This window comes from Bradyrhizobium sp. BRP23, assembly GCF_020194135.1.
GTDB classification, from domain to species: Bacteria; Pseudomonadota; Alphaproteobacteria; order Rhizobiales; family Xanthobacteraceae; genus Bradyrhizobium; species Bradyrhizobium yuanmingense.
In genome coordinates this window covers 316,315-330,193 of the sequence record NZ_JADYVW010000007.1, presented here as the reverse complement: position 1 = coordinate 330,193, position 13,879 = coordinate 316,315, and the positions used below count along the sequence as shown (strand labels likewise).

The 13,879-nt window shown below is 63.6% G+C and carries 15 protein-coding genes; 10 read left to right on the top strand and 5 right to left on the bottom strand.

Annotation, left to right across the window (positions count from 1 at the left end; all coding sequences use genetic code 11):
• Positions 1–145 precede the first annotated feature (145 nt).
• On the top strand, positions 146–943 hold the full coding sequence (locus I6F24_RS21375; protein ID WP_225151620.1) for an adenylate/guanylate cyclase domain-containing protein: 798 nt from the start codon (positions 146–148) through the stop codon (positions 941–943).
• 56 nt (positions 944–999) lie between these two features.
• Here I6F24_RS21375 and I6F24_RS21370 read toward each other — a convergent pair whose 3' ends face one another.
• Positions 1,000–1,548, bottom strand: a complete 549-nt coding sequence (locus I6F24_RS21370; RefSeq protein ID WP_225151618.1) for a TetR/AcrR family transcriptional regulator — start codon at positions 1,546–1,548, stop codon at positions 1,000–1,002.
• Positions 1,549–1,831: 283 nt separating this feature from the next.
• On the opposite strand from I6F24_RS21370, the gene I6F24_RS21365 reads away from it, so the two are divergent.
• From I6F24_RS21365 to I6F24_RS21350, 4 genes are all read left to right on the top strand, one after another.
• Positions 1,832–2,551: a hypothetical protein gene (locus I6F24_RS21365; protein ID WP_225151616.1), complete on the top strand. Its 720-nt coding sequence runs from the start codon at positions 1,832–1,834 to the stop codon at positions 2,549–2,551.
• A 61-nt stretch (positions 2,552–2,612) separates the two neighbouring features.
• The gene (locus I6F24_RS21360; RefSeq protein ID WP_225144699.1) at positions 2,613–3,569 is read left to right on the top strand and encodes an oxidoreductase; all 957 of its coding nucleotides are present in this window, start codon (positions 2,613–2,615) and stop codon (positions 3,567–3,569) included.
• A gap of 116 nt (positions 3,570–3,685) precedes the next feature.
• Positions 3,686–4,135: a lipocalin-like domain-containing protein gene (locus I6F24_RS21355; RefSeq protein WP_225114035.1), complete on the top strand. Its 450-nt coding sequence runs from the start codon at positions 3,686–3,688 to the stop codon at positions 4,133–4,135.
• A gap of 385 nt (positions 4,136–4,520) precedes the next feature.
• Positions 4,521–5,318: an alpha/beta fold hydrolase gene (locus I6F24_RS21350; protein WP_225144700.1), complete on the top strand. Its 798-nt coding sequence runs from the start codon at positions 4,521–4,523 to the stop codon at positions 5,316–5,318.
• Positions 5,319–5,364: 46 nt separating this feature from the next.
• Here I6F24_RS21350 and I6F24_RS21345 read toward each other — a convergent pair whose 3' ends face one another.
• Positions 5,365–6,291, bottom strand: coding sequence for an MBL fold metallo-hydrolase (locus tag I6F24_RS21345; RefSeq protein WP_225144786.1), 927 nt, complete (start codon positions 6,289–6,291; stop codon positions 5,365–5,367).
• Positions 6,292–6,441: 150 nt separating this feature from the next.
• Between I6F24_RS21345 and I6F24_RS21340 the strand changes: the two genes are divergently transcribed.
• Positions 6,442–7,365, top strand: a complete 924-nt coding sequence (locus I6F24_RS21340; RefSeq protein WP_225151614.1) for a LysR family transcriptional regulator — start codon at positions 6,442–6,444, stop codon at positions 7,363–7,365.
• A gap of 120 nt (positions 7,366–7,485) precedes the next feature.
• Positions 7,486–8,427: a Ku protein gene (locus I6F24_RS21335; RefSeq protein ID WP_109145160.1), complete on the top strand. Its 942-nt coding sequence runs from the start codon at positions 7,486–7,488 to the stop codon at positions 8,425–8,427.
• Between the two features lie 76 nt (positions 8,428–8,503).
• On the opposite strand, the gene I6F24_RS21330 is transcribed toward I6F24_RS21335, so the two are convergent.
• The gene (locus tag I6F24_RS21330) at positions 8,504–8,773 is read right to left on the bottom strand and encodes a hypothetical protein (RefSeq protein ID WP_109145159.1); all 270 of its coding nucleotides are present in this window, start codon (positions 8,771–8,773) and stop codon (positions 8,504–8,506) included.
• Between the two features lie 244 nt (positions 8,774–9,017).
• Here I6F24_RS21330 and I6F24_RS21325 point away from each other — a divergent pair, with 244 nt between their 5' ends.
• Positions 9,018–9,494 (top strand): DUF3833 family protein, encoded by a 477-nt coding sequence (locus I6F24_RS21325; protein ID WP_225140425.1) that lies wholly within the window; start codon positions 9,018–9,020, stop codon positions 9,492–9,494.
• A gap of 155 nt (positions 9,495–9,649) precedes the next feature.
• Positions 9,650–10,072: a hypothetical protein gene (locus I6F24_RS21320; protein ID WP_225140424.1), complete on the top strand. Its 423-nt coding sequence runs from the start codon at positions 9,650–9,652 to the stop codon at positions 10,070–10,072.
• A gap of 1,734 nt (positions 10,073–11,806) precedes the next feature.
• On the opposite strand, the gene I6F24_RS21315 is transcribed toward I6F24_RS21320, so the two are convergent.
• Together I6F24_RS21315 and I6F24_RS21310 are read right to left on the bottom strand one after the other, a co-directional pair.
• Complete coding sequence (locus I6F24_RS21315) at positions 11,807–12,199, bottom strand: hypothetical protein (RefSeq protein ID WP_036026706.1); 393 nt, start codon at positions 12,197–12,199, stop codon at positions 11,807–11,809.
• 259 nt (positions 12,200–12,458) lie between these two features.
• The gene (locus tag I6F24_RS21310) at positions 12,459–12,704 is read right to left on the bottom strand and encodes a hypothetical protein (RefSeq protein ID WP_109145157.1); all 246 of its coding nucleotides are present in this window, start codon (positions 12,702–12,704) and stop codon (positions 12,459–12,461) included.
• A gap of 489 nt (positions 12,705–13,193) precedes the next feature.
• Here I6F24_RS21310 and I6F24_RS21305 point away from each other — a divergent pair, with 489 nt between their 5' ends.
• Positions 13,194–13,871, top strand: a complete 678-nt coding sequence (locus tag I6F24_RS21305; protein ID WP_192893334.1) for a response regulator transcription factor — start codon at positions 13,194–13,196, stop codon at positions 13,869–13,871.
• The last annotated feature ends 8 nt before the right edge of the window (positions 13,872–13,879 follow it).

The window sequence follows — 13,879 nt, the reverse complement described above, 5'->3', positions numbered from 1 at the left end:
ATAGGAGGATAGCACATCGATCTGGACATCGCTCCTGGATAAGCTTGTCCCGCCGGAGTCAGAGGCCGGAGGTCCGGTTGCCAAGGCTGGATTGTCCGACTAGCCTTGCCGAAGCTACGCCCAAACGGTCTCTGGCCGCACCTTCATGCCCAAATTTCTCCGCATCGGTGTCCATCAGTCCAACGTCTCCGGATACACCTCGAAGGCGTGGTGCGTCAGACGCGTCGGCGCGGCGGTCTTCCTGAAATGGGGCGCGGTGGAGGTGCAGGGCGCCGGCGCCGGGCGCAAGGTCTACTGGTCGCGGTCGCCGCAGGAGAAGACGATCCGTTGCGGCACCGCGCAGCGCGCGCAGGAGTACACGAAAGCCGCGATCGCGCGGCGCCGCAATCACCGCTATGAGCCGCTGACCGGACCCATCGCGAACCGGCGCCGGTCGGCTGCCCGCGCCGCCGAGCTCAAGCAGGCGCTCGCCACCATCCTCATCGTGGACATCGTCGGCTCCACGGCGAAGGCAGCCAAGCTCGGCGATGCGCGCTGGACCAAGGTGATAGGCCATTATTACGCGGCGGTCCGCAAGGAGCTGAAGACGTGCCGCGGCAAGGAGGTCGTGACCACGGGCGACGGCGTGCTGGCGACCTTCAGGAAACCCGCTGCCGGCATCGCCTGCGCGGCCGCGATTCAGAAAGCCGTGCGCACGCTCGGCCTCGATATCAGGGTGGGTCTCCACGCGGGCGAATACACCATCAGCGGCGGCGAAATGGTCGGCCTCGCGTTCCACATCTGCACCCGGGTTGCAGCGAAAGCACGCGCGGGCGAGGTGCTGGTTTCGAGCGCGGTAAAGGAACTGATGGCGGCGCAGTCCGCAATCAACCTGAGGGATCATGGCCAGCACCGGCTCAAGGGGGTGCCCGAAAGGTGGCGGCTGTACCGGGTGGAGGGCTGAGGGCATCGCGGCGCAATAAGCCTTGCGAGGCTGCGCCTCAGTCACAGCCCCTGGATTCAAGCTTCCGCCTTCATGTTTGCGAAACGGTCCCGCAAATAGGCGGCGAAGGGACGCCTTCCCTCATCCTGGCTCCAACTGTCGATCGCAAGGCGAAAAGCTCCGATTGAGACCATCGCGACTATGCGGAGTGCCGTTCGCCGCTTGGGCTGCGGCCACATCGTGCAGAGCGCGTCGAAGACCGCCTGTTCCTGTTGGGCGTATTTGGTGGCCTCGCGGGCGCGAAGCGTCTCGTTGGTGCGGATGAACCGGTCGATCTCCATCATTTGTTTCCGGGCCTGGACGTCCTCGTAGGACGCCGTGAGTCTGACCAGTGCATTCTTCACCGCTTCGAGCGGCGGCTGCTTGGTCGATTGCTCCAGAACGGCGCGCCCTATGGCTTCGGCGAGACCGCCCTGCCAGGCCAGGATGATGTCTTCCTTCGACTTGAAATAATAGAAGAAGGTCCGACGCGAAATTCCCGCTGCCTCCGCGATGGCGTCGAGCGTCGTCGCCTCATAGCCGTTCCGAAGGAAGAGCCTCAGACCGGTGTCGGTGAGCCGTCGCAACGTTTCGCGGCGCTTTTGCTCCCTCAGTCCCTCGCTTTTCGGTGATGGGTCGTCTCCGTCCTGTTTCGACACACAACGGCCTCATTCAAAATTACACTCAGTGCGATAAAATTCCGCATCAAGTGCGAAATTACTGCATGTGAGGCCGGCCAGCAAGGCTCGGGCCGATTCGAGGCGTCCAAGACCAGCGAACTGGATCAAGATGACTGCAGACAGGGACGGCCCGGCGAACGACCGGGATGCCGATGCTTCGCGTTGCGATTTCCACGATGCCGAGGCCGGTTTGCTGCAAGCGGCGGCCGGGAAGGACCAGCGCACGCGCAGCTCCGGCAACATCGAGCTTCTACGCCGCAATCCTGCCGGTTACGTCGCCTCCAGCCATCGCCAGGGCGCGCCGCACCGGCCTCGCCGTGCAATCAGCAGACCTCGCAGGAGCCTGCAATCCGTCCCCCGGACGATACATGACGCGCGAGCCCGTCATGCCGGCGAGCGGCGCCTCGACGGCGCCGTGCAAGGCTCGCCAAGGGAACGTGACCAGCGTCGATTTGTCGCTCGGACCCTCGCGCGCGCGGTGAAGGCCATACGTTCGCCGTATCTCGGCAATTTCGGCGTTCTCATCCTGCTGTGCGCCATCTCGTTCCATCCCTGCTTCGATCTGGCGAACGTCGTTTCGAACAGCTTCCTCTGTCTCGGTGCGAAGGCGGCGTTCGCCGCGACCGTCAATCTCGTGGTGGACGACTGGACCCCGACGATCCAGGCCTTTCTGGCCGGCCGCCTTCTGCGCTGGATTGGCCTCAGCCTTCTGCTCGCGCTGCTCCCTGTGCTGACCGTCATCCGCGCCGGGACGCTGGCCAAGCTGCGGGCGCTAGCCGCCCTCTTGCTTGTCCGGCTGCGCGGGATCCTCAGAGCTTCGCTGCGGCCACTGAATCGCGCAGCGCGGGAGGGCCGCGGCGCAGGTGTCGTTCACGAGAAGGTCAACAGGCTCGGGCGGCACAACGCTTGAAAATTACACTAGGTGTAATTTAACTGGCCCGATGTGATGTTGTGCCGTGGGAGATGGCCCGATGCCTGGTTGGAGTGCGAGCGATATTCCGTCCCAGCGGGGGCGTTGCGCCGTTGTCACGGGCACGGGTGGCCTGGGTTACCAAGATGCGCTGGCGTTGGCGCGTGCGGACGGCGAAGTGATCATTGCCGGTCGCAATGCCTCGAAGGGAGCAGACGCCGTCGCGCGGATCCGATCCCGTCAGCCCAACGCGAACGTCCGGTTCGAACGGCTCGACCTTGCGGATATTCATTCGGTGCGGGCCTTCGGCTCCCGTTTGCGTGGCCAACGGGACAGTCTCGACCTGCTCGTCAACAATGCCGCGGTCATGATGCCCCCTGTCCGGCAAGTAACGGCCGACGGGTTCGAAATGCAGTTCGGCACGAACCACCTCGGCCATTTCGCGCTGACGGCCGAGCTTCTGCCGCTGCTGCACAAGGGCGTCGAGCCGCGCGTCGTCACCGTGTCCAGCCTGGCAGCGCGCAGCGGAGCGATCGAGTTCGACAATCTGCAGGCTGAGCGTCGCTACCAGCCGATGCCGATCTACAGCCAGTCCAAGCTTGCGAACCTGATGTTTGCGTTCGAGCTGCAGCGACGCAGCCGGAGGTTCGGCTGGGGCATCACCAGCGTTGCGGCCCATCCCGGCGTATCGCGGACCGACCTCATTCCGAATGGCGCCGGCCGGATGAGCCTTCCCGGCCTGGCGCGGACCGCCCTCTGGTTCCTGTTTCAGCCGGCGGCGCAAGGTGCGCTGCCGACGCTGTTCGCGGCGACGTCGCCGGACATCGTCCCCGGCGGCTATTACGGTCCGGACAAGTTCGGCGAAATCCGCGGTTCGCCGTCCGTGGCCCGCGTGCCGCCGCAGGCCGATGACGATGCGGTGGCGTCTCATCTGTGGGATGTCTCGGCAACACTGACCGGCGCTCGCTTAGCGACGGAGTCGTCCCGCACCCAGGCGAGGACGGATCTGTGCACTTGAAGCGGCCTCGCGCAGGTCCGCCATTCCGAGGCCCGGCGGCCGCGTAGAAAGACGAAGCAGAGGACTCCAACATGACCCGTCGAAATCTGGTGCTGATCGCTTTGGGAGTTTGCCTGATGAGTGCTCCAGTCCACGCTACGCCGCCGAACAAGGTGCTCGGCACCTGGAGAATGGTCTCCGCTCAGATCGATCCGGAAGGAAAGAACCTGCCGGCCTATGGCGCGCGGCCGAACGGGCTCCTGACCTTCACGCCGGACATGCACTTCATCGAGGTGCTGACCGACTCGGACGTCCCGCGCTTTGCCTCCAGCGTGCGGGGCGAGGGCACGGACGCGGAAAACCGCGCGGCCATGGCCGGCAGCATCGGCTTTTTCGGCACCTACACGGTGGATGAGAACGGCGAGTTCAGCGGCAACAAGGTCGAGGGCTGCACCTTTCCGAACTGGATCGGCAGCGTTCGGACGCGGAAGGAATTGCGTCTGGTGGTCGACGGCGACGTCATGACCGAGAATTTTGAACGACCTGACGGCACGAAGATCCGCATCACGTTCGAGCGGGTCCGCTAGCGCCGTTCACGCCGACGGCGTTACCTTCGGCTCCGGAAAGGGGCAGGGCGATCGCATATGGGAGCGATCTCGCCTGTGGCCATTCTTCGAGACGCCCGCCGTTAGCGGGCGTTGAAGGACGAGGCGCGCGCTCAGCTCGCGCAAAGCACCATATGCAATAGTCCTGGGAGAGGGGCTCGGCCCGACCGTCGCCGCCTTGATGTTGACATTCAGCTTCAACCTGCTGACGAGTCGGGGGCTTGGCGAATCCGCCAAGCTGATGCTGCAGGGTGCGATCATCGGCCTTGCAGCGGCCGCATATTCGGCAAGGCGCCAGTCATGATTGCCTCGATATCGGAACGAGAACGGATGCGGCCGCAGCCGCGATGACAACAGGAGAGATGACATGACCGATGTGATGGCTGGAGCCGAACCATTCTTCATGCAGGGCAAGGGGCCTGCGGTCCTCGTGCTCCACGGCTTCACGGGAACGACGCAAAGCATGCGGTATCTCGGCGAAGAGCTTCACCGGCGCTTCGGCTTCACCGTCAGCGGGCCTCGCCTGCGGGGCCACGGCACCTCACCGGACGACATGGAAACGACCGGCTATCTCGATTGGCTCGCGTCGGCGGAGCAGGCGCTTCACGAGCTGGCTGGGCAGGGCACCAAGGTCTTCGTCACCGGCCTGTCCATGGGAGGCACGCTGACGCTCAACCTAGCCGCACGTTTTCCGAACATCGTCGCAGGCGCCGTGCCGATCAACGGTGCCGCCGGAATCTTCGATGGCGCGATGGCCGAGCTCGTATCGGACGGCGCGGCGCCGAAGCGCGTTCCCGGCATCGGATCGGACATCAAGGCCGCCGGCGTCAAGGAGCTGGCCTATCAGGAGGTGCCAGTCGCTTGCCTCCGGCAGGTCCACGTCCTGATTGCTGCGACCGAAAGCCTGCTGCGCAAGGTCAGCTGTCCCACGCTCGCCATTCATTCCAGAGAGGACCACGTCGTGCCGGCGGCCAATGGCAAGCGAATCGCGCAGGAGGTCAGTTCCAACGACGTGCGCCTGCTTTGGCTCGACAATTCCTATCATGTCGCCACGCTCGATAACGACAAGGATCTGATCGTAGAGCGCTGCGGACGATTCATCTCGGAAATCGCCGGGGGGCGCCTGGATAGAACAGCGCTTCTGCATACGGCGGTCGTAGAATGATGGGCTTGAGATCCTACGATAGCCGCTTTCGCATCTTCGGGCTGGCTCAGCCTTCGAACCGCCAGTTCGCCGGCACCCAGCGATAGCCGTCGTCCGTCTTCCTGATGTTGCCGATGCCCGGAAACGGGAAATGGAATCCAAGCACCGGGATGCGGTCCGTCGCAGCGCGGTCGAACAAGCGCCTGCGCGACTGCAACGCGGTATCGGGATCGAGATCCGGCCCGGGCCGCCAGGCATTGTCGATGTTGAGTAGGGGGCTATAGGCGGCATCGGACGTGATCAGCAATGCTTGCGCGCCGGAATGCACCAGGATCGCCGACATGCCCGGCGTGTGGCCGCCGGCGGCGATCGTCGTTATGCCCGGCAACAACTCGCCGCCCGGCCGGTACAGCACGGCAGACTTGGCGACGGGCGCCACGCTTCGCTTGATATTGGCGATGAAGGCGCGCCGGAAATCTTCCGGCATGGGCAGCCGCGACAGGTCAGGCTCGTTACGGATGAAGAACGCAAAATCGTCCTCGGGAAGATGGACCGTCGCGTTCGGAAAAGCGCTCGATCCGTCGGCGCGGCTGAGATTGCCGACGTGATCGGGATGGGTATGCGTGATCACGATGGCGTCGATGTGCTCGGGCTCCACGCCGATCGCCGCAAGATTGCGGAATAGATGTCCGCCATCGGGGCCGAGCGTTTGCGCTGCACCTGCCTCGATCAGGATTCTCCTGCCACCGGTTTCCAGCAGAAGCGTGTTCAGGTTGAGCCTGAAGGTGTCGGTCGGCAGGAACGCATCGCTCAGCGTCCTGCCGAGTTCCTCCGCCTGGGCGGTGTGGGCATAGATGCGCGGATTGCCGCTCAGCGTGCCGTCGCTGACGACGGTTGTCTTGATATCGCCGATCCGAAAACTGTAGTGGCCGGAATTGGCCCTGCCAGCAGGCGTTTGCGCGATCGCGGCCGGCATGCCCAGCAGCGGCGTCATCGCTCCGGCCGCGCCGCCTGCGAGCATTATGCGGCGGCTGATGTTCAGATGTGATGGCATACGGCTTCTCCGGCCTATCGCGGTGGGGTCTGTGTACGATGATCTGGCATCATCCACAAATGTCATGATAGAATTTACATTATGCGTTCGATGGATTTGGCGAAAGTCGACCTCAACCTGCTGGTGGTGTTGCATGCGCTGCTCGAGACCGGCAGCGTCACGCGCGCCGCTGAGCGTCTCGGCAGCAGCCAACCCGCGATCAGCCGTGCGCTGGCAAAGCTGCGGCGCCTGTTCGGTGACCGGCTGATGGTGAAGGCGGCAAGCGGCATGACGCCGACGCTGCGCGCCGAGGCGATGCGCGAGCCGCTGGCGACCTTGCTCGGCGGCGTCGAGACATTTCTCCACAAGCCGAAATTCGATCCTTCCGCCACCGACCGCGTCTTTCGCATCGCGACGACCGATTATGGGGCGCTCGGCATCCTGCCCAATGTCGCCGCCCACTTTGCGCGCGAGGCACCCGGGGCGGCGATCGAGGTCGTCAGCTTCTCGCGTGATGTGTTCCGCATGCTCGCTGACGGTCAGGTCGATTTCGTGCTGTATGCCGATAATCCGGTATCCGGCTCGTTTCGGGCGCGCGAGCTGTTCCGCGAAAATTTCGTGACGCTGGTCCGGCAAGGGCATCCTTTGCTCAAGCAGATGCGCGGGGCAAAGGACGTGCTGCCGATCAAGCTGTTCACGGCCTGGCCGCACATCGTGGTCAGCATTTTTGGCGGGCAGGGCGGGCCGATCGATACCGCATTGGCCGAGCGCGGCTACAAGCGGCACGTCGCGCTGCGTGTTCCATATTTCGCAACGGCCGCGGTGATCACGGCTGCGTCGGATTACCTGGTGACCATGCCCTCGCGGGCGGCCCGGCAGCTTGCGCCGCGGCTCGGTCTCGTGATGCTGAAACCGCCGGCGCAGGTGACGCCCTACGGCTATCGCCTGCTCTGGCACGAACGAAGTCACGACGATCCCGGCGCGGTCTGGTTGCGCCGGCTGGTGGTCGATTCTGTCAAGTCGGGCGCCGCCTAAACCAAAACATGGAGCAAGACGCCGCAAAGCGTGCTCGTCATGAATGTTGCTCCCGATGTCGGAACCCGGGCCGGCCGTTCGTCTTGAATCCAAGCCGCCTCGAACCGGAGTTCTGCGTAAATGGCCCCGCGCGCCAATTGGAAAGGCTTCCTGAGACTGTCCCTCGTCACCTGTCCCGTGGCGCTCTATCCCGCTACCTCCGAGAGCGAGAAGATCTCGTTCAACCAGCTCAACCGGCAGACCGGCCACCGCATCAAATACGTGAAGGTGGACGCGGAGACCGGCGACGAGGTGACGAACGAGGACATCGTCAAGGGCTATGAGCTCGAGAAGGGCCAATACATCGAGGTCTCCAAGGAAGAGCTCGAGGAGATCGCGCTGGAGTCCACGCGCACCATCGAGATCGACGAGTTCGTCGACAAATCGGACATCGACGCGCGCTATTTAATCCGCCCCTATTACATCCGGCCCGACGGCAAGGTCGGCCACGACGCCTTCGCGGTGATCCGCGAGACCATTCGCGAGATGAACAAGGTCGCGATCGGGCGCGTGGTGCTGACCAACCGCGAGCACATCATCGCGCTGGAGCCGATGGACAAGGGCCTCGTCGGCACCCTCTTGCGCTACCCCTACGAGGTGCGCAGCGAGGCCGAATATTTCGACGACATCCAGGACGTGAAGGTCACCAAGGACATGCTCGATCTCGCCCGGCACATCGTCAACCAGAAGGCCGGACGCTTCGCGCCCGAAAAGTTCGAGGACCATTACGAGACCGCGCTGATCGACCTCATCAACGAAAAGCGCGCCGGCAAGGTGATCCGGCCGAAGGAGCGGCCGAAGGGCGAGAACGTCGTCGACCTCATGGAGGCGCTGCGGCGGAGCGTCGGCAAGGAAGTCGGGAAGCAGGCCGCGCCCGCGAAGGCGGACAAGCCGGCGAAGAAGCCGAGGAAGGCGGCGGCCGGCCAGAAGGAGATGCTGATGCCGATCGCCGGCAAGAAGGCGGCCGCCAGGGAGACGTCCGCGAAAAAGCCGGCCGCAGGGGCGCGGCGGAAATCGGCATGAAGCATCCCGTGACGCCGGACTTAAATCGAAAACACGCCCTATGCCGCTTGGTACGCGAAGGTCCTAGTCGCAGGCCTCAAAGGCCCTCGTCAGGGCACTCCGGACATGTATCGCCGATCGAATCGAGGACATCGTTGATCTCCGCGACCGCCTGATCGGCAGAGACGCCGTCCGGCGGATCCTGGCGCGCAAGCACGACCGCGCGATGGCGCGCGTGCGGGTCGGCGCGGTCCCTGGCCCAGCCGTGCTCCTCGCATTCGCAGATCGCGCCGGCCTCGTGCAGCACGTGGGTGGCCCATCCCCGTAAGGTCCGGATCGCCGGCCGTCTTTCCCTGGTCATCAGCATGCGAGATTGCTCCTGCGGGACGAATCCGTGCCGCCGCCAGATCGTTCCGGGCTGTTAACACGGGTCAGAGATTCCCAAACGGCAGGGCTGGGCTTGTCCACGTGTTCCGGATGAAGGGGAGCGCGCGTTGTGACGCAGCGTCTGGATGCGTTGCAAGCACCCAGCAGAGCCAGGCAGGTTTCCTCCTGAGGAACCCTGGTGCTGAGAGGCGGCTTATGTCGTCATCGGTTTCGGAGGAAAAGCCATGGTCATTGATGCGTTCGCTGGCACCACGCCGGTGTTTCTCCCTGAGCAGTTCTTCGTTGGTCGCTTGGAAGGATGGGCGGTGGTCGAGAGTCTCGTCGGCGGGCTGTTGAAGCGGGCGACGATCACGGCGCATGGCGAATTGGACGCGGACACCGACACTGTCGTTCTGACTGAAACCTACACCTTTGATGACGGCCATAGCGACACGTTGCGCTGGACGATCCACAAGCTGAGCGAAGGTCAATACATCGGCCACGAAAATCGACTGGAGGGTGAAGCCACGGGCGAGCAGGCCGGTTGTGCATTCCATTGGAAGTACACGCGCGACACGCCCCAAGGCGATGGAAAGTCGTTCAAGCTGAACTTCGACGATTGGTTCTATGCGATCGATGACCGCGCCTGCATCGTGCGCGGATCCGCCGGGCGCGCGGGCATTCCGTTCGCGACGGCGCATGTGACGTATCGGAAGCTTTAGGTTCGCCCGACGGGGGCTGCAGCCCCGCTCTCCGGTGCGCACTTCTTTCTCGAACTTAACATTCTTGAATCGCGAAGGCACCGAAGCAAAGTACGGTGGGCGTTTTCGCGGGAGTGAATCTTCTGGCGCTGATTGAGCCAGAGCGGGGGCCGGGCGTGAATTTCCAGGTTACGGTTTTGAAGATCCTGGTGAGCTATCCGGATGGCTTTGCCGTCATGGAAGATCTCAAGCGCGACATGGCGATCCTGGCGACCAGCGGCCGCGATTGGGCCGACCGGACGAGGCGTCTTGCCAGCCGCGTGCCGGACCTCGACATCTTTTCACAGGGGCTGGTCGAGCGCATCAGCGGTGGCTGGAGACTGACGTCGAAGGGGCGAGACATCTTGGCGTTCATGGAAGCCCGACCGGCACCAAGCGAGCCCAGCCTGGCGGCCCCGGTCGATGAGACGTCCCAGCCGGTATTGGAGATTGCTCCGCTTTCCCCGCTGCCGCAGCCAGCCGACCGGGCCAAGCGTCGGCGCGAGCGCCGAGAGCGCCGCCGCGAAGCCCGCGAACGGGCGCGGGCGAACGCCTCCTGAACCGGGATTGAGGTCGGCAACGAACTAGCGGTCCATCGCCGCGCTCGAAGGGGCGCCAAGCCGGCGGCGACGCGGAGGCGACGGGGTGCTAACCACCCCATCTCTCGTAAGGATTATGACCTGGCTCTGGTTGATCATCATAGTGCGGGGCCGGTTGACGGCGGTCCGGCCGTGCCGGTGAATAAGCCCAGGCCGCAGTACTCCCAGTCGTCAGAACACGAGGATGCGCTTTTGCATGATGCCGATGGACCTGGCCTGCCACCGCGGCGCTGACGGGGGCCCACAGGATAATCAAAAGGCTCAGAACGAGACCCGATCGCATGGGAGTTTCTCCGATAGACCTACGATGATGAGTTAGATGAGCCTCGGTCCACGCCCTCGCAATCGGTGACGCCTGCAAGACTGGTAACGTCCTCGGCATCACGCGCGGGTTGGCGGTCGAATTCGTGCGAATCTGTAAACCCCGCACTCGGCTTCATGCTGGCAGTTGCGTCACGGTTTGGAGTCTTTCGTCGCCGGGGTGCGTCACGCGATGATGAGCACACCGATTTGCCATTCGCGCAGGCGTGATTGTTCACCCACGTGTTTTTCCCGAGCGCATACCCACCTAATGCTCAACCAAGAAATTCGAAGGAAGCGCATTTCAACAGAGCAGCCGGTTCGAGTCAGCGCGAATGCTCCGCACGAAAACAACAGCCGTTCGGAGCACGACCATGACTGGATTCAGGACCTTTGTTATTGCAGCGATGATGTCGATTGGCGCGATAAGCTCTGCAAGCGCCCAGTGCCCATTGTGGGCGACTCAACATCCAGATTTGTTTCAGGCGCAATATCCCGATCGGGATGTGTTGAACGACTGCGAATTGACGCCAGCAGGCAGAATGGGCCTGGAACGCCCTGGCGGCGCGGCTCCCTTGTTTGGGCCCAACAGGGCCTACCAGACAACGCCTGGCGTTGCCCAGCACCGCGGCTTTCACCACCGATCGCGGTGAGTATCTGAAAATGGATCCGGATGGTCGGATTCCGGCGGAGAAACCGTAGCGCGCCAAGTCTAATGATCAGAAATCAATCCGCGCACCTTCGGTACGCGACCGTTTTCAGCGATTCCTGAGTGCTGTCGGGACCAATCAAATGCGAGTCGATTAAGTCATTGGTTTCGCGTCCGTCGCCAAACATTCGCGAGTCGTTTTAGGTCAATTCCAAAGATCTGCTAGTCGAATGGGTGATGACGCTAGATCTTGGGTTGGATGCCGCGATTTGTTGTCCAGATGTCGTGGTCTTGTGGAGCTGGGTGCTGCGAGCGCGGCCCGCAATGAACAACCTGCTCGAGGAAAACCGTCGGGGCCAATTTAGTACAAGTCGTCTGAAGCGGTGGAACGCTATCGAGAGACCGATGTGCGATCGTCGAGCGCCGCGCCGGTCGAGGCTTTATAGTCGGGACGGGCCCAGGGGAGCGCAACAGCCTCCTCGATCGCGAGAGATGAGCGGGGCTCCGCCTTAGCTATTCTGCGGTCGCGCAGACCGCATCGCAGCGATTAGGCCGCCTTGCAGAAGTGCACGGAAGCACAGCGCGGGCAGCGCACCTCGGAAGAAGGAGGCGATGCTCACGAGCTTACCGCAGGGCGTGCCTGACGTGGCCACGCGCATAGAACGACGCACTTCATCGACTCTATCCTCGACGCGAACGGCAATGCGCCCCCGCTGCTCCAGACCAATGGTTGCAGAGTGCGGCGGTTAGCTGCAGCTCAGCGGTAACGGCAGGTCGGGATGCAACTCGTACCAGTCGTAGCAATCTGGATAGGCGCCGTAGAATCCATAGCCGCCTCGGCGGAAGTGGTGAAACGCGTGCTGGCGCAGGCCTACGTCATGACCACCGAAGCCAAGGTGCTCGCCGCCGAACCGGGCGCCGCCGGCAAAATCTCCCTCATGGCCCATGCCGCCGAAATGCGCGCCGCCGCCGAAGGCCGCATGTCCACCGCCGAAGCCTGCATGTCCGCCGCCAAAGCCGCCACCGCCAAAACCACCGCCGTGGCCACCGCCACCACCGCCGCCATGGGCATTGGCCGCGCCAACGGCGAGCGTCGAGGCGAGTGCTGCTGTCGCCAGAATCATGATTGCACGTTTCATGGATGACTCCTCTTGTTGCGCTGTCCGGCCATGTTCCGCGCGAGGTTGCCGATGGCCGGGTCAGTGATGAGGGAGAGGTAGGTCCGGTACGAGGCGATCCAACTGAATTCGATGTCAGAATATCAGGCAAGCCGCTCGCGAAGAGCGTCTCGCGGATCGGCGCGACGCACGCGTAGGAGCGGGCCGACCAGCGCAGTCCGCTCCTCGTTATTGCAAAACGCGGCGAAGCTATAGGGCAGGCCGCGTCACCCAATCAGTACTAGCTGCCTGTGCCCGGCTCGCACGGTACGTTGTTGCCGGTCCACGGCGCGGTTGCAAAGGCGCCGACGCGCGGCGCCGGAACGCAGGCGCGCTCGCCCGGATAATGGAACGGCGTGGTCGCCGCGACTGTATCGGCGGCCACGTCGGGCTGCTGCGCGGCGCGCTGGTGCTCGCGCGCCATGACTGGGCCACCCAGCATTGCGGCCGCGATCAATCCTATCGACAATAGTTTGGACGTGGTCATTCGCTCTCTCCTCTGACGACATCAGGCCGATCAAGCCGGCTCAGCGACGATGTGTGAACGATCGGCCACGTTTCCAACGCACGTTTTGCTCACTGCATTTCAACCGCCCGAGAGCCGCTGCGGTGTCGCAACCACGATCGTGCGAATGCATAACATCCGTGGTCCGTGAGACGACGGCACGTGCGTTGACGGCATATGTTCGATCCAGTCGGTTGGCAGCGGAGCGCGGAAGATGATCATTGCATTTGTAACACGCGTGGTGCGGGTCCTCGTGCCGTTGGCGGCACGCACAGCCGACAACATGAACCGCAATTTAGTGGCGCGGTGCGCGCGGCAGAGCTACCTCATAGCGCAGCGGGCGACCGGCAACAGGCGGCATCAGCGACGCGCGTCCGACGTACGCGGGCACTGAGCATGACACGGCCCGACGCCGTACCCGTGCTGCCCAACCGCGCGTCGAGACGCCGTGGGAATTATGGTACGAGGCTCATGACCCGGATTCTCCTGATTGAGGACGACACTGAAACCGCCGAGGCGATCCTCGCCGAACTCGGCGATCGCGGCTTCGAGGTGCAGTGGGCCGGCAACGGCGTCGACGGTCTCGAGCGCGCGCGTGCGTCGAGCCCCGATGCCATGATCGTCGATCGCATGCTCCCGGGAGTTGACGGGCTGACCGTCATCGAGGTGCTGCGCAAGGAGCAGGTGAGGACGCCCGTGCTGGTGTTGAGTGCGCTTGGCGCCGTGAATGACCGGGTGCGCGGGTTGCGCATGGGCGGGGACGACTATCTCACAAAGCCGTTCGCGCTCATCGAACTGGTTGCGCGAATCGAGGCGCTGCTGCGCCGGCCGAGCGACAGCCGCGAAACCATCCTGCATGTCGGGCCCCTCGAGCTCGATCTGATCGAGCGCACCGCGCGACGCGGCGAGCGCAGGCTCGACCTGTTGCCGCGCGAATTCCGCTTGCTCGAGTACATGATGCGCCGGAGCGATCAGCTCTTGACGCGCGCGATGCTGCTCGAGGAGGTCTGGAACTACAAGTTCGTTCCGGCGACCACCAACTTGATCGACGTGCATATGGGCCGGCTTCGTCACAAGGTGGACGGTCCCGGGGAGACACAGCTCATCCACAATGTCCGAGGCTCCGGCTTCGTCCTTCGCTCGCGGTAGGAGAGACG